This is a genomic window from Simiduia sp., assembly GCF_058345725.1.
Window position 1 is genome coordinate 51,251 of sequence record NZ_JBTUOC010000043.1, and the last position, 20,230, is coordinate 71,480.

Sequence of the window (20,230 nt, forward strand, 5' to 3'; positions counted from 1 at the left end):
CAACATTTTTCAACACGTCAAGTGCAAACCAAGACCAGAACTGCAAACCCTTCTAAGCGGCACGTGCGTATCGCCACCTGACAATGTTCCCTCAACTCTAGGTGCGACATTTTGTCCTATGTTGCCCGGCGCCCTGCAACTTTATACTGCGGCAGAAATTATCGCACCCATAAAAATAAGGACGCCACATGCCCCGCGTTATCTGCGCACTGCCGCTACTTGTGACCGCTAGCCTTTCTACACATGCGGCAAACCACACCGAATCTATTTTAGAAACCATTACCGTGACAGCCACCCAGGAAGATGCGCGGCTGGCCGATACTGCCGCCAGCATTGGCGTCATGTCGGCGGAGACACTGGCAGAGATAAACGGAGTACACGCCGCCGACAGTTTAAATCGTATCGCCGGCGTTAATATTGCGCAGTTGGGTAGCACGGGTAGCGGCGCCGCTGCGGCCATTCGGCAGCCGCTGTCCTACGGGCCCGTGTACCTCTACTTAGAGAATAATGTGCCCACCCGCTCTGCGGCTTTTTTTAATCACAATGCACTCTATGAAATAAATACCGCACAAGCCGACGGCGCGGAAGTTATTAAGGGGCCTGGATCTGCGCTCTACGGCAGCGACGCCATTGGTGGCGTGATCAATATTTTAAATGGTCAACCGGCCGACGTCAGTTTTGCCCGCCTGCAGCTAGAGGCGGGCGAATATAATTTTAAACGAGCCCAGTTTAAAGGTGCCCAGGTGACTCAAGGTGGCAGCGTGGGCACCTCGCTAGAATGGCTCAATAGTGCAGGTTGGCGCGCACACACCGGCTATGAAAAAATCAACGGCGTGTTTAATTGGGCCACGGAAGTTGCAGGATTTTCTGTTAACACGGTACTGAGTGGCAGCATCCTAGACAACGAAAGCGGTGGCAGTGGCCTGCAAGCGACGGACTACCAAAACAATCCCGCCAAGGCCGGCAATTTAATCGGTTTTCGCCAGGTGGATGCCGTGCGCCTGAGCAGCGAATGGCACACGCCACTGGGCGCAGGGGAACTCACTGTCACGCCCTTTGCCCGTCACAACCGGCTCGAATACCTCGCCACCTGGACGCTCAATACCGGGCGCGAAACCTGCAAACCCTGGCTGAATCCCCCCTGCCAACTGGATTCGCAGGACGCGCACATCAATGCCAACGGCCACGACTCACTTGGCTTGAACGCAAAATTCAAACAGGATTTTCAAAACTTAGCGGGCTTTTGGATTGCGGGTATCGACACGGATCGCAGCCGCGGTGACACCTTGCAAACGTACATAGTGCGCACCGATACCGATGCCGGCGACTACTGGCTCAGCTATGAAAAACGCCAGTCCCTGTACGATTATCGCGTAGATTTCACAGCTCTCGCGCCCTATGCCCACCTGGAGTCACAACTCACACCCAGCGTGCGCCTGTCCGCCGGGCTGCGCTATGATCACGTCAGCTACGACTACCACACCCGCTTAGCACCGGAAGATAGCCCCAACGCGCTTCACAAACGACCCGCCGACACGCGTATTCATCAGTCCCACACCAGCCCCAAGCTCGGCCTGACGTGGAATATCAGCGAACACCTAAACGCCTATGCCGCTTACCGGCACGCCTTTCGTATCGCCACAGAATCACAATTATTTCGCTCGGGCCGAACAGAGGACTCCACCGCGCTGGAACCGGTAAAAGCCGATAGTTTTGAGTTAGGGTTGCGCGGGTTGCTACACGATTGGCTCAACATGGAGGCAACGGCCTACCATATGACGCTCTCTGATGAGATCTTGAGCAGCACCGATCACACAGGCGCACGCCGGAATACCAATGCCGGTGCTACCCGCCACCAAGGCCTCGAATTATCGCTAGCCACTGCAGTGAGTGAATACTGGCAGGTGGGCTTCGCCGGCACTTTCGCCAAACACGTTTACGCAAACTGGCAAGAGGGCGACAACGACTATAGTGGCAACCGGCAGGTAATGGCGCCAGAAGTCTTTGCGCAGGTGTGGTTGACCTACCGGCCCCACTGGCTGAAGGGTGGCCGTCTGGAAGCCGAGTGGCACCATCAAAGCGAATTCTTTATCGACGAGGCCAATACCCTCACCTACCCCGGCCACGATCTGATCAATCTCCGCGCCAGTTATTCGATCAACCAGCAACTGACACTGTACGCCAATTTACTCAATGCCGCCGATCGCCGTTATGCCGAGTCAACCAGTAAGTGGGGCCCCACCTATACCCCAGGGCGACCGCGAACATTAATGGGCGGCCTGCGCCTTACCTTTTAAGCACAAAGCTCGATCAGTCACACTTGGCCGCCGTCAGGCGGCATTTTTTACCACCACAACAGCCAGCACGGCGGTTTTTCCATGAAACGTTTTACCCATTGGTGCTATCGCCATCACCCAACCCTGGGATTATGGGCCGGCATTTTTATGGTGTGTTGGGCCCTGAGTGGCTTGGCGCACCCCATTTTGAGTCGCCTCTCGCCAAACGCCAGCGCCTTCAGCGCGCCCTTACCTGCGCAAGCAGCACGAACCTTGGATCTGCAGCGCCTGCGCCTTAGCGCCGGCGAGATTAATCGCCTGCGCGCCTTTGGCTACACTCGCGACGGGCGCACCATAACCCTGCTTCAATTAGACGAGCAGACTTTTCTCGATGCCGACACCCACCAGCCGCTGCCTGACTTTGAGCGCGAATACGCCATCTGGCTCGCACGCCATTTTTCCGGCGACCAACATTCAGCTGTTGCTGCGCTGCACAAGGTAACGCAATTCGACGCTGACTATCTCCCTATCAATCGCCTGCTGCCCGTGTGGCGCGTGGACTTTGCCCGCGATGACGGTTTGCGCGTGTACGTGGATACCCAGCAAGGCGCGTTGGCAACCCTGATCGACAACACCAAAGCGCTCGTGGGTTCGCTTTTTCGCGCGCTGCACACGTGGCACTGGTGGCCGCATGACGCCAGCCGCCCGTGGGTCATGACCGCGGCACTGTTACTCGTGATATCCGTCGGCCTGCTGGGGTTTTGGCTCTACTGCCGCGGCTGGCGCCGGGGCCTGTTTCGCCGCCAACGTCACTGGCAGACTAGTCGCCGCCTTCACGCGCATCTGGGCGGCCTGGGCGCACTGGCGCTGCTCTGCTTTTGCGGCAGTGGCCTGTTCCACCTATGGTGGAGTGGCGACCATCCGCAATTGGGGCAACGACAACCCAACAGCCTGCCGCCCGCCAGTGTGCAACTGCCCGACGGCTGGCTTGAGGCGCAGTGGGTGGCGGCGGGCAATGTCGGCTATTGGCGAGTGCGCACAGACGCACCCGCACCGGCGCTACACCACGGCTCTACCGCCGCGCCCAGCGACGTTCTGTACCTAGCCGAGGGCAAGCCCATTGCCGACGCCCCCCTCGCGCTGGCCAAAGCGCTTGCACCACACTGGCTGAAGGGCGCCGAACCCGTCTCCGCCACATTGCAGCAGCATTTTTCCAGCGACTACGGCTTTATCAACAAACGCCTGCCGGTGGTGGCTATTCGCACGCAGACGCCTTCGGGGCAACCCGGCACCACCCTCTACATTCAGCCTCACACGCGCACCTTGGCATCGGCATCCACCGCGCTCAGCCGCGCAGAGAGCATGAGCTTTGGCTACCTGCATAAATGGCACCACTTGGATGCCCTGGGCAGAAGCCCGCGCGATTTCCTGCTGGGCCTAGCTGCGCTCTGCCTATTGAGCGCAACCCTGCTGGGGCTTTGGCGCCACTGGCAGCGCAGGAGTTGAACCCACCTGCAAAATAATTCGACACTTGGCCAACATTTGCGCAGCTACAGCCCTTACATGAATAGGCGCTGTCGAATTTATTAACAATCTGTCGCCTCAAGTCACATAACCCACTGTTATTACAGAGGGTTTTTAATGGCACATAATCTGCTTATTAACTGATGACACCCACTACGAACCAATAAGCACCTTCTAGGCAGGCATGGCGTCCCGCCGCGCAAGGTGCAGCTCCGCAACTACAAAGGATTGAACATGAAAACCTCTCTCGCCAAATTGCTCACCGGTTTGTGCCTGCTCCCCCTAGCACAACTTGCCGGCGCAACGGTATTTACCTTTGAAGACACCAACGCCTCTAACGGCGGCATGGCAGATCGTCTGGATAGCATCCACTCCACCTACGACAACGAAAACCACACTTTTACCTGGGATGTAGGATTCAACAGTGCCGGCTCAGACGTCGACGGCTTTTGGTTGGTGGTAAATAACGGCCCCAACCCCAAGAGCTCCGATGTAAACGAGTTGGCTATTATGTACGGCGACATGGAAACTGGTCTGCTAACCACCTATGTGTACAATGGTGCCAACAATGCCAATAGCTATAAAACCCCGGGCATTTTCCTTCAGCAAGACAGCTTTACCAGCTCTCGCAACAGCTTGAGCCTGTCGATTGACACCAGTGTGATCAATAGCTGGAGCAGCAGCCCAGACTACAAGGGCATTCAATTCGACGAGAGCATTGGCATTTGGTTTCACATATCCACCGGTTCTGACTTTCAATACAGCAGCGGCGAAGATGGTGAAAGCCTGCTGAGCGAATACGGCTTTGCCAATCAAGGCTGGTATGATCGCAGCAACCTCCCCACTGTGGATGTGGCCGAACCCGGCTCACTGGTGCTCATCGCCCTGGGCCTGCTCGGCTTGATGGCCCAGCGCAGACGCTTCGCTAAATAAGCTTAAAAAAAGTGTAAAAAAAAGCAGCGGAAAGCTGCTTTTTTTTCGTCTATAGAAATGCACGCTCAAAAGACTTACTAGTCATTTATTGCACCAACCGTGAAAAAATGACCAATTTGTACTAAATTTTTACCAAGAACGCTTTATTTCGTTCTCAAAAAGCCCTAAAGTTGCCGCCACTTGGCACCCGAGGATCGTGGCTTGAGGCCGCATAACGGCCGTGTTCACCCCGTTTGCACATCACCCTGTCGCAAACAGGTGGACATTAGCCAGGCCCGATCAACAACCAGGGGCTTCCCATAAAACTAACGATCAAAAGTCGCACTATGGCCAATTACATTCCCGATAGCACAGACCGCAAAATCCTGGACATTCTGCAGGGCAACGCCACCATTCCCAACATCGAGCTGGCCGACAAGGTGTGCCTGTCGCCCTCGCCCTGCTCGCGCCGGGTGAAAAACCTGCGCGATGAAGGCTTTATTCGCCAGGCTGTTACCTTACTGGAACCCTCAAAAGTAGGCTTACCGGTAAGCGTGTTTATTCAGGTGACGCTCAACCACCAGGTGAAAAGCGAGCTGGAAACCTTTGAAAACACCGTTAACGAGTGGCAGGAAGTAATGGAGTGCTACTTGATGACCGGTGATTTTGACTACCTGATTCGCGTGGTAGTACCCGACCTGCAAACTTACCAACGCTTTCTGGACGACAAGCTGACCCAGGTGCCCGGCATCGACCACATCAAATCCAGCTTTTCCATCAAGCAGGTGCGCTACAAAACCGAGCTGCCACTGGAATTCATGCCGCGCTGATGCGGCTCCCGGGCAGGCGCCGGCCGCCCAATGATTTACCTAAAAAGCGAGGCACCGGCCTCGCTTTTTGGTTTCTACACAGCGTGCCGTGCACGTCAGTGCCTGCAAAGCCGCAACAATGATCTTGCAGCGCAACCCGCAACTGGTTAACCTTGCGCGCACACTTGTCGGGGTGCCCTGCTAATTGCAAGGGCTGAGACTTGGGCTTTGGCCATAAGAACCCGCTGCACCTGATCAGGTTAAGACCTGCGTAGGAATCAAGTGATGAACGACCTGTCCGTCGTTTGTTGTTGTGGTTGTAGCAGCCCCGAAAGTTAACGCCTGCCAAAGGCAGAAACCAACTGAGGGATGCTGTTATGTCAAAAACCACCGATCACCCCCACGCCATTACCACCGGCCCACTTACGGGCTCCAAAAAAGTCTATCTGCAGGGCAGCCGCCCAGATCTGCGCGTGCCGGTGCGTGAAATTGCGTTGAGCGATACGCGCCTGAAAGACGACGGCATTGAACACAACCCACCAGTGCGGGTGTACGACACCTCCGGCCCCTACACAGATGCAAAGGCCAATATCGATGTCAGCGCCGGTCTGCCGAAAATGCGCCAACACTGGATTGAAGAGCGCAACGACACCCAGCTGTTGCGCGAACCCAGCGCACCCTACAGCCGCCAGCGCGCACAAAATATCGCCCTGGAAAACTTTCGCTTTAATGGACAACACCAACCGCGCATTGGCAAAGCCGGCGCCAATGTGACGCAAATGCACTACGCGCGGCAGGGCATTATTACCCCCGAGATGGAGTACATCGCCCTGCGCGAAAACATGGCGCGCGCCGAGCAGGCAGACAAACCCGTGTACGGTCACCAGCACCCCGGTCAGGCGTGGGGCGCGAATATTGCCGGCGAAATTACGCCTGAATTTGTGCGCAGCGAAGTGGCCGAGGGCCGGGCTATTATTCCCGCCAATATCAATCATCCCGAGTTGGAGCCGATGATTATCGGCCGCAACTTCCACATAAAAATTAATGCCAACATCGGCAACTCAGCGGTGACCTCCTCCATCGAAGAAGAAGTGGAAAAACTGGTGTGGGCCACCCGCTGGGGGGCAGATACGGTGATGGACCTCTCCACCGGCCAGCACATCCACGAAACCCGCGAGTGGATTATCCGCAACTCGCCCGTGCCCATTGGCACGGTACCCATTTACCAGGCGCTCGAAAAAGTGGGCGGCGTAGCCGAGGACCTGAGCTGGGATATATTTAAAGAAACACTGATCGAACAGGCCGAGCAAGGCGTCAGCTATTTCACCATTCACGCCGGCGTGTTGCTGCGCTACATTCCCATGACCGCCAAACGCCTGACTGGCATTGTCTCGCGCGGCGGCTCCATCATGGCCAAATGGTGCCTGGCCCACCACCAGGAAAACTTCCTCTACACCCACTTTGAAGACATCTGCGAAATCATGAAGCGCTACGACGTGTCTTTCTCACTGGGCGATGGCCTGCGCCCCGGGTGCCTGCAAGACGCCAACGACGAGGCGCAATTTGCCGAGCTGCGCACCCTGGGCGAGCTCACCCAAATTGCCTGGCAGCACGACGTGCAAACCATGATTGAAGGCCCCGGTCACGTACCCATGCACCTGGTGCAAGAAAATATGACCGAACAGCTCAAGCACTGCGGCGGCGCGCCTTTTTATACCCTGGGCCCGCTGATTACCGACATCAGCCCAGGCTACGATCACTTCTCCTCTGGCATTGGCGCCGCCATGATCGGCTGGATGGGCTGCGCCATGCTCTGCTACGTCACCCCCAAAGAACACCTGGGGCTGCCCAACCGCGACGACGTGAAACAGGGCATCATCGCCTACAAAATCGCCGCCCACGCGGGCGACCTGGCCAAGGGTATGCCCGGTGCCCAGGTGCGCGACAACGCGCTCTCCAAGGCGCGCTTTGAGTTCCGCTGGGACGATCAATTCAACCTGAGCCTGGACCCAGATACAGCGCGCGCCTATCACGACGAAACCCTGCCCAAAGAGGGCCACAAGCTGGCGCATTTCTGCTCCATGTGCGGGCCCAAATTCTGCTCCATGAAAATCACCCAAGAGGTGCGCGACTACGCCGCCGCGCAAGAGGCGGAATCGGGCATGGAAGCCAAGGCGCGCGAATTTCGCCAGTCGGGCAGTGCCCTCTACCAGGAAGCCTAAGGTGAGCCTACGCATCGGGATTGCCGGTGCCGGCCTGCTGGGTCGCCTGTGCGCTTGGCGCCTGGCCCTGGCGGGGCACCGGGTTCAGCTCTTTGAAGCCGGCGATCTGCATCACAGCGCCGCTGCCGCGGTCACTGCCGCGGGCATGATTTCGCCCCTGGCCGAGTTGGCCGACAGCGAGCCCCTAATCTACCAATTGGGTCGACAGAGCCTCGCGCTCTGGCCGGCCTGGTTGGCCTCACTCAGCCAACCGGTGGCCTACGCACAGGCCGGCTCGCTGGTGGTTGCGCACCCCCAGGACCGCACTCTGCTCACAGATTTCGAGCGCCGCCTGAGCTTTCAACTGCGGCAACTGCAGGACGCGCCAGATTCGCCCAGTCGGCTCGACGCCGCAAAACTGAGCGCCCTGGAACCGGAACTCGCGGGCTTCGAACAGGCGCTGCTACTGCCCGGCGAGGCCCACCTGGACAACCGGGCACTAATGGCACAACTGCTCATCGAACTCAAACACCTGGGCGTGCAAACCTACGCCAACTGCACGGTTGACGTCACCCCCAACCGCATTGGCGACAACCGCGTAGACTGGGCCCTGGACTGCCGGGGCGTAGGCGCCAAAGCCAGCATGAGCGGACTGCGGGGCCAGCGGGGCGAGCTGCTGGAAATTGCCTGCCCCGAGGTCACTATCACCCGGCCGGTACGCTGCTTGCACCCGCGCTACAAGCTCTACCTGGTGCCCAAACCCGAGCACCGCTACGTGCTCGGGGCCACGGAAATCGAATCGGAAGATCGCTCGGCCATTAGCCTGCGCTCGCAGTGGGAACTCACCAGTGCCCTCTACGCCCTCAATCCCGCCTTTGCCGAGGCCCGTATTCTGGCCAGCCGCGTGAATCTGCGCCCCGCCTTTGCCGACCACCGCCCACGCCTGGAAATCACCCCCGGCCTGGTGCGCCTGAACGGGCTTTATCGGCACGGTTACCTGCTGGCGCCTGCGCTCATTGAGGCGATGCTCTACCAGCTAGATATACATCGGGCGTCTCTGACCCCCGCGCAAGAGGAGATCAGTCACCATGCTGTCACTGCAGATTAACAACGAGCCCATTGAGGCCCGCGCCAACAGCCCGCTGGCCGAAGTACTGGCCCACTGGCCGGCACTGCCCAGCCAATACGCGGTGGCCGTCAATGGCCAATTTGTGCCGCGCCACCAGTATCCCAGCTATACCCTACAAAACGGCGACCAAATAGACGTGGTTGTGCCCGTGAGCGGAGGCTAACAACCATGGACACTTTCCACCTGTACGACGAACAGTTTCACGCGCGCCTGCTGCTAGGCAGCGCACTCTACCCTTCGCCACAAATTTTGCTCGACAGCCTTCGAGCAGCCGGCACCGAGTGGGTGACCTTAAGCCTTCGGCGCCAAAACCCGGCCCAGGCCCAAGGCGACAGTTTCTGGCAATTGCTGCGCGACAGCGGCTGCAAACTGCTGCCCAACACCGCCGGCTGCACCAGCGCCCGAGAAGCCATCAACCTGGCGGAAATGTCGCGCGAGCTGTTCGACACACCCTGGATCAAACTGGAAGTCATCGGCGATGATTACAACCTGCAACCCTGCCCCTTCGGTCTTGTCGACGCGGCGCGCGTCCTGATTGAGCGCGGTTTTAAGGTGCTGCCCTACACCACCGACGACTTGGTGTTGGCGCGCAAGCTACTGGATGTGGGTTGCCAAGCACTCATGCCCTGGGGCGCGCCCATCGGCACCGGCTTGGGCCTGATGAACCCCTACAACCTGCGCACCCTGCGCGACCGTCTGCCGGACACGCCGCTCATTATTGACGCCGGGCTGGGTGCACCCTCGCAGGCCGCGCAGGCCATGGAAATGGGTTTTGACGCAGTGCTGCTCAATACGGCCGTCGCGCGGGCCTGCGATCCAGTGCAGATGGCGCAGGCCTTCAGCTCGGCCGTGACGGCCGGGCGCACCGCTTACCAGGCGGGCCTAATGGCGCCCAGCCAAACAGCCAGCCCGTCCACGCCCACCCTGGGCCAGCCGTTTCTGGCACTGCCGCAGTGAGCCCAATGGCACACAGCGCCACCCGGCCGGTGGTGTGCGCCATCGCCGGCATCGACCCCAGCGGCCACGCCGGGCTGCTGGCGGATTTGCGCACCTTGTCAGACCTGGGTTGCCACGGCACTGCCGTAACCACCAGTATCACCCTGCAAAATGGCCGCGCCTGCCGGGCGGCTGAGCCCCTGCAGCAGCCGGCTATTCACAGCCAATGGCAGTGCGTGGCCGAGGACGCACTGCCGAGTGTCGTTAAGGTGGGCCTGTGCCTGAACGCAGACCAACACACTCAGTTGCGCTCACTTCAGGCGCGCCACCCGCAGCTGCACTGGGTGCAAGACCCCGTCGCCAGCGCCAGCCAGGCCGGCGCACCGCTCGGGTCCGCATGGCTGCTGCCCGGCAGCATCCTGACCCCCAACCTGCTGGAATTAGCCAGCCTATTGGGGCGCGATTTGCACACACAGGCGGACATCACCCGCGCTGCCCAGGACTGCCTCGCCCTGGGTGCGCGGGCAGTGTGGATCAAGGGCGGGCACAGCGACAGCCAGCAGTGGGTGGACGACTACTTCTGCAGCCCCACCCAACGCTTTTGGATGCGCCGGCCGCGCCTGCAAACCCGGCACACGCGCGGTACAGGCTGTGTGCTCAGCACAGCACTGGCGGCGTTTCTGGCCCACGGCAAACCGCTGGCCGATGCCGTGGTATTGGCCAGCGCCTACGTGCACCAGGCTTTGCGCCTTGGCTACGCACCGGCGGGCTACCCAGTTGAAAGCGCTGGACCGCTGGGCCAAGGTGGCTGGCCCACCAATGTGGGCGACTTCCCACGGCTCTACGACCGCGAGCCAGCACTAACAGTGCCCTTCCCACCGGCGTCAGCGATTGGGCTTTACGTCATTGTGGATTCCGTAGACTGGCTCGCCCGGGTGTTAAAAGCCGGCGTAAAAACGGCGCAATTGCGGATCAAAAATCTACAGGGCGCAGCCTTGAATCGCGCCATTGCCGACGCCATCGCACTGGGGCGCGCCTATCAAGCACAGGTGTACATCAACGACTACTGGCAGCGCGCCCTGGCGCTCGGGGCCTGGGGTGTGCACCTGGGCCAGGAAGATCTGCAGGGCGCCGATTTGGACGCGTTGGCGCGGGCCGGCGTGCGCCTGGGGATCAGCGCCCACAGCGAAGCCGAGTGGTGCCGGGCGCTGGCTTACGCGCCCAGTTACATTGCGCTGGGAGCAGCCTTTAACAGCCAATCCAAAGCCGTGCCGGTGATCCCTGCCACCGAACTCCAACGCTGGCTCGACACCTTGCAACCCCACTTGCCCGTGGTGGTCATCGGCGGCATTAATGCCCACACCCTGCCCCAGTTGGTGGCAATGGGCGTACGCCACGCGGCGGTCATCAGCGCCGTGACCGGCGCCCGAGACCCAGAGGCCGCCGTGCGCAACTTGACGGCCCAGCTCACCCCCCTCGGTTAAACCCACTTCACTGCAACCACACCACGGCACCGTCTCGTGGTGGCGTCGCTGCAACCGCTGCATCGGCACAAACTGCCCAGTTCAATCGCGCCTTTAAGGGTTTTAGCCATTTTCCCGCTGTTGGGGGCGTGCTACCATCTGATGTTAGGACAGCCATCACAGAAATAACCCCAGATTAGGACAGCCACCATGCTCGACGAGTTTGACCGTAAGATACTGCGAACCCTGCAAGAAAATGCCGACTACTCCATGGCAGAGCTGGGCGACAAGGTCGGTCTGTCACACACGCCCTGCTGGCGGCGCATCAAAAAGCTGGAGGCCGATGGCATCATCAAGCAGAAGGTCACGTTGCTAGATCCCAAGCAGCTGGGGCTGGGCGTCACGGTGTACGCCTACATCACCATTAAAAGCCACGATGAAGACTCGCTAAACGCTTTTGAACAGGGCGTGCAAGATGTGCCGGAAATTGTGGAGTGCTATTCCACCAGCGGCGAAAAAGATTACGTATTGCGGGTGGTGGTCGACAGCGTGGAGCACTACGAGCAACTACTGAAAAAAACCATTGTGCACCTGCCCAATGTGGCCTCGGTTAACTCTACCTTTGCCCTCAAGCAGGTGAAATACACCACCTCGCTGCCGCTGTAATGTACACGCGCCTACTGCCCGGGCGCGCGCCCATACAACCTGGCGGCAGGCTGAAACAACACCCAACTGGTCAGAATGTATTTGTCCTCCGAAAGCGGCACACAGCCTCGGTGGGTATGGGTAAAGTCGGTGGGGAAAAGCACCAGGCTACCCGCGGTCGGCGCCAGCTTGCGCTGCTGGTATAAAAACTCCGTTTCGCCCCCCTCGCGCACGTCGTTTAAGTAATACATAAACACCAGCACCCGATGCAGACTATCTTGTGCCGGATCGGCCGGGTGCGGGTAGACCTCCGAGTGCCAATGGTGGTATCCGCCGCGCCCCGCCCGGTACTTTTGCAAATTGATATTGCCGAGCCGAAATACGGCGCGAATCACCTGCACCAGCGATGCGTCGTCAAACTCAGCCATGCTGTCGACGGTCAACAGCGTGGGCTCGCCCGTATTTGGGTGCGGCAAGGTAGGCGAAATTGCCCCGCAAATCAAACTGGGAAACTGGCGGATATAGCGCAGCAGGCCCTGTGTGGTGGCATTGGCAAGCCCCGTCAATTCGCGCTCCCAGCCGGGCACCTGATTGAGCACCAAATCCAGGCTGTCTTTCTTTTGGGTATCCACGCCCTGACCGGTTTGACCCGGCGTCGCTAAACCGGAAGCTTCAAACTTTTGAATTAAATGCTGGCAGTCACCGGCGCTTAGCAGGCCGGGGTAGGTTTGGATAAAGTCAGTCATAGCCGCTCGTTATTATTGTCTGAATAGAAATGGAAACAGGCAAAAAGACCCGCTGTCAGTTACCAATCACCTGTTTGACAAAGGGAATGGTGAGCTTGCGCTTTTCCTGCAGACTGGCGCGATCCAAGCGCTCCAACAAACCAAACAGGGCATTCATATCCCGCGGTACCCGCTGAATAATGTAACTGGCCACCTCGTCCGGCAGCTGGAGGCCCCGCACCTCGGCCCGGCGCCGCAGCGCCTCGGCCTTTTCACTGTCGGTCAGCGCGTGCAATTGGCAACTCAAGCCCCACTGCAAGCGCGATTTCAAATCGGGCAGCCCGATGCGCATGTAGGCGGGATTCACCTCGCTGGTCACCAATAATGGCACCCCCGCATCGCGTAATCGATTAAACAAATGAAACAAGCCCAACTCCCAGGCGGCCAGCCCGGCGATGGCATCCACGTCGTCCAGGCACACCAAATCCATGGCCTCCAAGCCGGCCAGCAGGCTGTGCACGGCGTCCGCTTCAAAGGCGTAATCGCGCACCGAGCGCAAGGGCAAATACTGTACTTGCCAGCCCTGATCGGAGGCTTCAACACACAGCGCCTGCGCCAAATGGCTGCGCCCAGGACCGCCCCACAGGGCCACAAAGCGCTCGCCATCGGGCGTTAACAGGTCGCGCACGGCACCCCGGGCCAGCTGGTTCGGAGACGCCGCTGCAACATAGAAGTTATCAAACCGGGCATCGTCATTGAGCCCGATTCCCAGCGGCAATTGCTGCGGGGCTGCCATCTGTGCCTGTGTCACTAGCCCGCCCAATGAAACATCAGAGGATTTTCAGGCGAGCCATCGGCGGGCACCAGGGTGGGCACGGGCGTCAATTTACGATCCAGCTGAAACGCGCGCTGCAGGTGGTCCAAATCGGCCTCTGGGTAGATGTTTAGCCACAAGTTTTCGCCGTCTACCTGGATGAGCTGCACGTCGCGCAAGGCTTCGTGGCCTTCTAGATAACTGAGCACCCGGCGATAGCGATCGAACTCCGCCACGCCCAGTACTTGCACCACCAAGCGGGTTGCGTCGTCCTGGCTGGGCTTAATGGCATAGCGCGCCGCCAGCGTATTGGCAATATCGTCCACCATAGGGGCGGCAAACTCCTTTAAGGTCTGTCCTTGGGCATCCAGCAGGTCGGTTTGGCCGGCGTCGAGCCACTGCCAAACGCCGCGCAGCTCGCCACTGCTGGTGCGGCTAAATCGGCCTACCACAATAACATCGGGCTGGTAGCGAGCAGAAGCCGCTTGCAGGGCCTGCTGGTCAAACTGCCAGAGCTGGTCCAGATCCACTGCCATCTGATCCTGCAAATCCCAAATGGGAAAGGTCAGCGGCAGCCCGCGGGTCAGCGCCTGCGCTCGCAGCTGCGACTGCACTGCTTTATCGCGCAGCAGCTGGCGCCCTTCGGGCCACTGGTCTTCCACCAACCACACCAGTAAACCGGGTCGGTTGTCTGGCCAGATAGGCAATTTCAATTTGCGCAACAGCTTGTCAACGGCCACCTCAGAAAAACTGAAATCCAGCTGTGTCGCGGGCACTTGGGTGCCATCTTCGCGGGTCAGCTGCTCCTCTGTGCGGCTGTAGCCAAACTGCAAAACGTAGTTTTGCGCGCGCGCAAGATAGGGCTGAAGCTCTTCATTGGCGGCGATCTGCGGGTCGCCTGTTACCCGCACCAGTAACCTGGCCATGGCCGCAGAGGCGGCCTTTTCGCGCTCGCCACTGCTTTGGCTCGCCACCAATGTGCTCACCTTGTACAAATCGACCAATGGCTCCGCCCAGGCTGGCGTGGCCAAACAGATCCACAATCCCAGCAGTCGCGCAGCCGTCCACATTGATCTCATGCCTGTCTCCAAGGGATGTAAAAGCGCGCCATTGTAGCAGCCTCCCAGTGGCAGAACAGCGCCTTCAACAGCCAAATTGTGGGGCAGCGACACCGATCACAGGTGCCTGCCGTGCAATCCGCCTTCCGGCCAGAGCTGACAACTGCTAGAATGCACGCCTTTTTTTCCAACCCCCGATTTGCGGAACTCCCCCATGAGCAGCGACAAGCCCCAATCCCTCAGTTACAAAGACGCCGGTGTCGATATCGATGCAGGCGATGCCCTGGTAGAGCGCATTAAACACGTGGCCCAGCGCACTCGTCGCCCCGAGGTCATGGCGGGCCTGGGCGGCTTTGGCGCCCTGTGCGAAATTCCCGCCGGTTACAAGCAGCCAGTATTGGTGAGCGGCACCGACGGCGTGGGCACTAAGTTGCGCCTGGCAATGGATCTGGGCAACCACGACACCATTGGCGTTGACCTGGTGGCGATGTGCGTAAACGATCTGGTGGTGGCCGGTGCCGAGCCGCTGTTTTTCCTGGATTACTACGCCACCGGCAAGCTGAATGTGGATATCGCTGAAAAAGTGGTTATCGGTATCGGCGAGGGTTGTGACTTGGCAGGCTGTTCACTGGTGGGCGGTGAAACCGCGGAAATGCCCGGCATGTACGAAGGCGAAGATTACGACCTGGCCGGTTTCTGCGTGGGCGTGGTTGAAAAGGCCGACATTATCGACGGCTCCAAAGTCCAGGCGGGCAATCTACTGCTGGCACTGCCCTCCTCTGGCCCCCACTCCAACGGCTATTCGCTGATTCGCAAAATTATCGAAGTAAGCCAGGCGGATCTGAACGAAACGCTTGAGGGCAGCCCCATTGGCGAGCAGCTGATGGCGCCCACGCGCATTTACGTAAAAGCGCTGCTGAGCCTGATCAAAGGCTCGCAAGTCCATGCCATGGCGCACATCACCGGGGGCGGCATCACCGAAAATATCCCGCGCGTATTGCCCGCCGCCACGAAAGCCGTCATCGACCTGGACAGCTGGGAATTGCCGCCCATATTCAAATGGTTGCAGGCCAAAGGCAATGTCGAAGCACGCGAAATGTTCCGCACTTTCAACTGCGGCGTGGGCATGGTGATCGCCATTCCAGCCGAGTGCAAAGACGAGGCCCTCACGCTGCTGCGCAATGCCGGCGAAGCTCCTTTCATCATTGGTGAAATCGCGCCAGCCGGTGCCGATGAGGCGCAGGTGGAACTCAAAGGCCTCTAATGACACACACTCCTCGCGTCGTAGTGTTGCTGTCTGGCAGCGGCACCAACCTGCAAGCGTTAATCGATGCCCAAACCCGCGCGGAATTGGGTGCAGAAATTGTCGCTGTGATCAGCAATCGACCGGCAGTCATGGGCTTGACGCGCGCACGCGACGCCGGTATCGAAACACAGTTGGTCGATCACACCCGCTTTGACAGCCGAGAGTCCTTCGACGCGGCTCTCATGCAAGTCATCGATGGCTATCGGCCAGATTTGGTGGTGCTCGCCGGCTTTATGCGCATCCTCACGCCGGCATTTACCGCGCACTACCTCGGAAAAATGTTGAACATTCATCCGTCGCTGCTGCCCAAGTACCAAGGACTGCACACCCATCAGCGCGCACTGGATGCCGGTGATCAGGTCCACGGTGTCACGGTGCATTTCGTCACCGCCGAACTGGATGGCGGCCCGGCGGCAATTCAGGCGCGAGTACCCGTATTACCCACGGATACCGCAGACACTCTGGCCAAACGCGTGCAGTCACAGGAACATATTATTTACCCCATGGCAGTCAATTGGTTTGCCCAGGGGCGACTGCGCTACCGGGACGGCGCCGCGCTACTGGACGACAAACCGCTGGGAGCAGAGGGCTTTCAGATCGACAGCCGGCACTGACAGGACTCAGTTATGCGTTTGGTTTTAACATTTTGGCTCGTTACTTTTGGTCTGTCTGTTCAGATTTCCACGGCCGGCGGCCTCACCGCCGAGGAAACAGCCCAACAAACAGTGCAAACTGCCGCTAACGCAGCTGCCGCAAACACCGAACCAGAAGACGAAAACCCTGCCGAGTCAGAAATAGAGTCCGAGTTAGACAGTCAAGTCGATACAAACGACACTCCCGCCGCCGACACCGAGGCAACTGCCCCCTCGGCACTGCCCAAACCCTTTAAAGCCATCTACAAAACTCGCCTGTACGGGATAAAACTCACGGCCACCCGCGAATTAAAACAGCAGGAAGACGGCCGCTGGTTTTTGCGCTTTGATATCGACTCTTGGGTAGCCGGCCTCAAAGAACGCAGTCAGTTTGAATGGAATGACAAGGGTCACGCCATCACCCATCACTACGAATACCACCGCACGGGTTTGGCACCGGACCGCCACGTGGTGGTGGCCTTTAACTGGGACACCCACCGAGTGGTCAATAAACTGAACAAGGAAGAAGACTGGAGCATGAGTATTCCAGACGGAACCTTAGACAAGCTTAACGCCACCATGCAAATTCGCGCCGACTTAATCAATGGCCGCGACAAGCTGGTCTATAAGGTTGCCGATGGCGGCAAACTGAAAACCTTTCGCTTTGCCATAGACCGCGAGGAAACCATCGACACACCGGTCGGTAAATTAGACACAGTGGTGGTGAAAACATTGCGCAAAAACAAAAAGCGCGAGACCTACACCTACTTTGCAAAAGATTGGGATTATGTGCTGGTGCGCATCTCTCAAAAAGAACCCAATGGCGACAGTGCTTCTGTGGATATCCAGGAAGGCTGGATTGACGGTACCAAAATCACCGGTCGCTAACTCCAAGGGCGCTGCCACAAGCAGCCCCACCATTCACCTGCTAAACAGGAATCCCAATGAACATTGCCGACAAATCAGTTGCCAGTATCCACTACACCCTTAAAAACGATGACGGCGAAGTGCTTGACTCCTCCGAAGGCCAAGCGCCTCTCGATTACATTCAGGGGCTGGGCAACATCATTCCCGGGCTGGAAAATGCACTGGCTGGCAAAGCGGCCGGCGACAAGGTACAGGTTGTTGTAGAAGCCGCCGACGGTTACGGCGAATACAACGCAGAGATGGTGCAGGAATTGCCGCGCACCATGTTTCAAGGCGTAGATACCATCGAAGTGGGCATGGCCTTTCAGGCCCAAACGCCTGCGGGCATGCAAGTTGTTGAAGTTATCGAAGTGGACGAAGAGACAGTCACTATCGACGGCAACCACCAATTGGCCGGCCAGCGTCTGCACTTCGACGTCGAAGTAGTAAGCGTTCGCGAAGCGTCGGAAGACGAGCTGGCCCACGGCCACGTACACGCTGAAGGTGGCTGCGGTCACTGATCGCTGCAACTAAAAAAGGCCAGCAAATGCTGGCCTTTTTTATGTCTGAACCGCTATGGGCGCGGCGCTAGCGAGTGCGCGAAAGCAGCCAAAAGCCAATGGCAATGCACAGGGCAATGGGAATCAACACGGCAATAAGCGGCGAGAAACCAAACACTAAACTCGACGGCCCCAGCAAGTCCTGCGTCATGCGAAACACAATAGCAACAATCACACCGGTAAACACGCGGTAGCCCATGGTGACCTCGCGCAAGGGCCCAAAAATGAACGAGATCGCAATCAACACCAAACCAACGGTGGCCAGCGGTTGTAAACTTTTTTGCCAAAACGCCAACCAATAGGGCTCACTTTTCTGGCCGTGTTGCTCTAAATAACTGGCGTAGGCGTAAAGGGTTTGAATGGCCAGTGTACGCGGCGGCATGACCAACACATTTACCAAATCCGGCGATAAATTGGTATCCCAGCGACGCGTCAAAAACTCACTGCGATGCACCACAGACTGACCGTCGTCCGCCCTTGGAAAGTGGGTGATAACCCCCGACTCCTCAAGCCAATAGCCGCCTTGATAGGTGGCCGACTGCGCAAAGCTGACCGACTGCAGGTTGTGCGCCTGATCGTATTGATAGCGCGACACACCCAAAATTTTGCCGTTGGGCATAACCACATTAAAGTGTAAAAACTCATCGCCCTCGCGCGACCACAAGCCCAACTGCCCCTCTTGCTGCTGGCGATTTCCCTTGGCGATGGCTTTGCCGCTCTCGGCCATCTGGTCGGTCCAGGGCGTCACGTATTCGCCCAGCGCCGCGGCTAAAAATATCAACACCAACACCGGCTTCATCACGGCCCAGGCTATGCGTGTGACACTCACGCCCGCCGCCCGCATGATCACCAGTTCACTGGTGCCCGCCAGTTGCCCCAGACCAATCAAACAACCGGTGAGCGCCGCCAATGGAATGCTGTTGTAAATGCGCGTGGGCAGGGTCAGCCCCACGTAAATCATGGCCTCCCTGAAATCGTAATCCCGGCTCAGGTTATCGATTTCATCCACCACTGCGGCAATGACATCCAGCGCCAGAATCACCAAAAAAACCACAAAAATAGCGCTGATGACCGTGCGGGCGATGTAGTTGTTGAGCTTACGCATGGGCCAGCCCTCCTTTGCTGCCACGGCTTTTAATCCAACGCCGTAAATTGCCCCAGTTAAACAACAACACGGCCAGCGCTAAAAAGGCACCGTGGATCACCCACAGGCCCAGCACCGGGTCCAACTTGCCCAGCTTGATCTGATCGCGCGCAGCATTGAGCGCCACCAGATAAATGATGTACAGCAAAATTGCAGGAATCATGCCCAAGTAGCGCCCTTGGCGCGGATTGGTGCGCGACAGTGGCACCGCCAGCAAGCAAACAACCACCACCAGCACCGGCAGACTCAATCGCCACTGCAAGCCGGCAATGCGCACGGGTTCCGTGGCGCCGATTAACGCCGCCGTAGGCTCGGCCTCCACCTTGTAGCGAACCCGCGCTTGACGCAGATTGCTTTGCATCAGCTGACCAAAACTGTCAAAACTGATTTCGTGAAAGTCCAGTTGACCGGCAATGCCACCGTAGCGCTTGCCGTCCTCCAGCACGAAATAGCGGCGCTGGTACTGCTCGTCAAACCATTGGTGCGCCGATTTGGCGCGCACCACCGCCGACTCGCCGCCGGTTACTAGGCTATTGGCCGACACATCGGCAATAAACACGCCCGTCAAATCCTCTTTGTTTTCGCTTACCTGCTCCGTGTAGAAGGTCGCCTGCCCGTTGTTAAGTGGCTGAAATTGCTCGGGCATAATCAATTCAAACTCGCCCCTGGCGCGCTGCTCGGCCATCAGATTTTCCACCGCCGCCACACCCTTGGGGCTCAGGTACAAACTCAGGAATGACACCGCCAAAATGACCGGCAACGCGGCCAGTAATGTGTAGGACAGCAGGCGACGCTGGCTCAGGCCACAGGCCGAGAGCACCACCATCTCACTTTCCACATACAGGCGCCCATAGGCCAGTAAAACACCAATGAAGGTTCCGAGCGGTAGAATCAACTCCAGAAAGCCAGGCAGCCGGTAGCCCATGATCACCAACAGTGCCTGCGGCGATAAATCGCCCGACGCCGCCTCGGCCAGGTAGCGCACAAAGGTGCCACTCATAAAAATCAACAGCAGTACCCCGCTGACGGCCAGCAGAGTAAAGAGTATTTCTTTGGCTAAATATCGAAAAATGATCACGTTCTGCGTTCAATCCTGAGGCAGTGGTTTAGTTCACCGTCTGGGTAAACTAGACTAGACGACACGGCAGCGGGCAACGACCCCCCGCTCACAATTTGATTCGCGGCATTAT

At 58.4% G+C, this 20,230-nt stretch carries 19 protein-coding genes and 1 riboswitch; of the genes, 14 read left to right on the forward strand and 5 right to left on the reverse strand.

Annotation, left to right across the window (positions count from 1 at the left end; all coding sequences use genetic code 11):
- The first annotated feature begins 188 nt into the window (after positions 1–188).
- The 10 genes from ACW8F6_RS10595 (at position 189) to ACW8F6_RS10640 (ending at position 11,916) form a co-directional block, all read left to right on the forward strand.
- Positions 189–2,297, forward strand: coding sequence for a TonB-dependent receptor (locus ACW8F6_RS10595; RefSeq protein ID WP_491575837.1), 2,109 nt, complete (start codon positions 189–191; stop codon positions 2,295–2,297).
- A gap of 81 nt (positions 2,298–2,378) precedes the next feature.
- The gene (locus ACW8F6_RS10600) at positions 2,379–3,782 is read left to right on the forward strand and encodes a PepSY domain-containing protein (protein ID WP_491575838.1); all 1,404 of its coding nucleotides are present in this window, start codon (positions 2,379–2,381) and stop codon (positions 3,780–3,782) included.
- 252 nt (positions 3,783–4,034) lie between these two features.
- Positions 4,035–4,733 (forward strand): PEP-CTERM sorting domain-containing protein, encoded by a 699-nt coding sequence (locus ACW8F6_RS10605; protein WP_491575839.1) that lies wholly within the window; start codon positions 4,035–4,037, stop codon positions 4,731–4,733.
- A gap of 326 nt (positions 4,734–5,059) precedes the next feature.
- On the forward strand, positions 5,060–5,542 hold the full coding sequence (locus tag ACW8F6_RS10610; protein WP_290264912.1) for an Lrp/AsnC family transcriptional regulator: 483 nt from the start codon (positions 5,060–5,062) through the stop codon (positions 5,540–5,542).
- Between the two features lie 158 nt (positions 5,543–5,700).
- Positions 5,701–5,816: riboswitch (TPP riboswitch) on the forward strand.
- Between the two features lie 82 nt (positions 5,817–5,898).
- The gene (thiC, locus tag ACW8F6_RS10615) at positions 5,899–7,743 is read left to right on the forward strand and encodes a phosphomethylpyrimidine synthase ThiC (RefSeq protein ID WP_491575840.1); all 1,845 of its coding nucleotides are present in this window, start codon (positions 5,899–5,901) and stop codon (positions 7,741–7,743) included.
- Between the two features lies 1 nt (position 7,744).
- On the forward strand, positions 7,745–8,830 hold the full coding sequence (locus ACW8F6_RS10620) for an FAD-dependent oxidoreductase (RefSeq protein WP_491575841.1): 1,086 nt from the start codon (positions 7,745–7,747) through the stop codon (positions 8,828–8,830).
- Positions 8,811–9,014, forward strand: coding sequence for a sulfur carrier protein ThiS (gene thiS, locus ACW8F6_RS10625; RefSeq protein ID WP_491575842.1), 204 nt, complete (start codon positions 8,811–8,813; stop codon positions 9,012–9,014). The genes ACW8F6_RS10620 and thiS overlap by 20 nt, the downstream gene beginning before the upstream one ends.
- Positions 9,015–9,019: 5 nt before the next feature.
- A complete protein-coding gene (locus ACW8F6_RS10630; RefSeq protein WP_491575843.1) occupies positions 9,020–9,808 on the forward strand; it encodes a thiazole synthase in 789 nt (262 codons plus the stop codon).
- A 5-nt stretch (positions 9,809–9,813) separates the two neighbouring features.
- Complete coding sequence (locus tag ACW8F6_RS10635; protein ID WP_491575844.1) at positions 9,814–11,271, forward strand: bifunctional hydroxymethylpyrimidine kinase/phosphomethylpyrimidine kinase; 1,458 nt, start codon at positions 9,814–9,816, stop codon at positions 11,269–11,271.
- A 189-nt stretch (positions 11,272–11,460) separates the two neighbouring features.
- On the forward strand, positions 11,461–11,916 hold the full coding sequence (locus ACW8F6_RS10640; protein WP_491575845.1) for an Lrp/AsnC family transcriptional regulator: 456 nt from the start codon (positions 11,461–11,463) through the stop codon (positions 11,914–11,916).
- An 11-nt stretch (positions 11,917–11,927) separates the two neighbouring features.
- On the opposite strand, the gene ACW8F6_RS10645 is transcribed toward ACW8F6_RS10640, so the two are convergent.
- From ACW8F6_RS10645 to ACW8F6_RS10655, 3 genes are read right to left on the reverse strand one after another with little or no spacing between them, the layout of a single operon-like run.
- The gene (locus ACW8F6_RS10645; protein WP_491575846.1) at positions 11,928–12,641 is read right to left on the reverse strand and encodes a 2OG-Fe(II) oxygenase; all 714 of its coding nucleotides are present in this window, start codon (positions 12,639–12,641) and stop codon (positions 11,928–11,930) included.
- 55 nt (positions 12,642–12,696) lie between these two features.
- Entirely contained in the window at positions 12,697–13,431 is a 735-nt protein-coding gene (gene hda, locus ACW8F6_RS10650; protein WP_491575847.1) for a DnaA regulatory inactivator Hda, read from the reverse strand.
- The gene (locus ACW8F6_RS10655) at positions 13,431–14,513 is read right to left on the reverse strand and encodes a DUF2066 domain-containing protein (protein WP_491575848.1); all 1,083 of its coding nucleotides are present in this window, start codon (positions 14,511–14,513) and stop codon (positions 13,431–13,433) included. The genes hda and ACW8F6_RS10655 overlap by 1 nt, the downstream gene beginning before the upstream one ends.
- Positions 14,514–14,706: 193 nt before the next feature.
- On the opposite strand from ACW8F6_RS10655, the gene purM reads away from it, so the two are divergent.
- Genes purM through ACW8F6_RS10675 form a run of 4 tightly spaced genes read left to right on the forward strand, consistent with a single transcriptional unit; the run spans position 14,707 to position 17,857 of the window.
- Entirely contained in the window at positions 14,707–15,756 is a 1,050-nt protein-coding gene (gene purM, locus ACW8F6_RS10660; protein ID WP_491575849.1) for a phosphoribosylformylglycinamidine cyclo-ligase, read from the forward strand.
- Positions 15,756–16,412, forward strand: a complete 657-nt coding sequence (purN, locus tag ACW8F6_RS10665; protein ID WP_491575850.1) for a phosphoribosylglycinamide formyltransferase — start codon at positions 15,756–15,758, stop codon at positions 16,410–16,412. The genes purM and purN overlap by 1 nt, the downstream gene beginning before the upstream one ends.
- A gap of 12 nt (positions 16,413–16,424) precedes the next feature.
- The gene (locus ACW8F6_RS10670) at positions 16,425–17,318 is read left to right on the forward strand and encodes a DUF3108 domain-containing protein (protein ID WP_491575851.1); all 894 of its coding nucleotides are present in this window, start codon (positions 16,425–16,427) and stop codon (positions 17,316–17,318) included.
- A gap of 56 nt (positions 17,319–17,374) precedes the next feature.
- Positions 17,375–17,857: an FKBP-type peptidyl-prolyl cis-trans isomerase gene (locus ACW8F6_RS10675; RefSeq protein WP_491575852.1), complete on the forward strand. Its 483-nt coding sequence runs from the start codon at positions 17,375–17,377 to the stop codon at positions 17,855–17,857.
- A 67-nt stretch (positions 17,858–17,924) separates the two neighbouring features.
- On the opposite strand, the gene lptG is transcribed toward ACW8F6_RS10675, so the two are convergent.
- Both lptG and lptF read right to left on the reverse strand, forming a co-directional pair.
- Positions 17,925–19,001: an LPS export ABC transporter permease LptG gene (lptG, locus tag ACW8F6_RS10680; protein WP_491575853.1), complete on the reverse strand. Its 1,077-nt coding sequence runs from the start codon at positions 18,999–19,001 to the stop codon at positions 17,925–17,927.
- Positions 18,994–20,118: an LPS export ABC transporter permease LptF gene (gene lptF / locus ACW8F6_RS10685; protein WP_491575854.1), complete on the reverse strand. Its 1,125-nt coding sequence runs from the start codon at positions 20,116–20,118 to the stop codon at positions 18,994–18,996. Before lptF ends, lptG begins: the two co-directional genes overlap by 8 nt.
- Positions 20,119–20,230 lie beyond the last annotated feature (112 nt).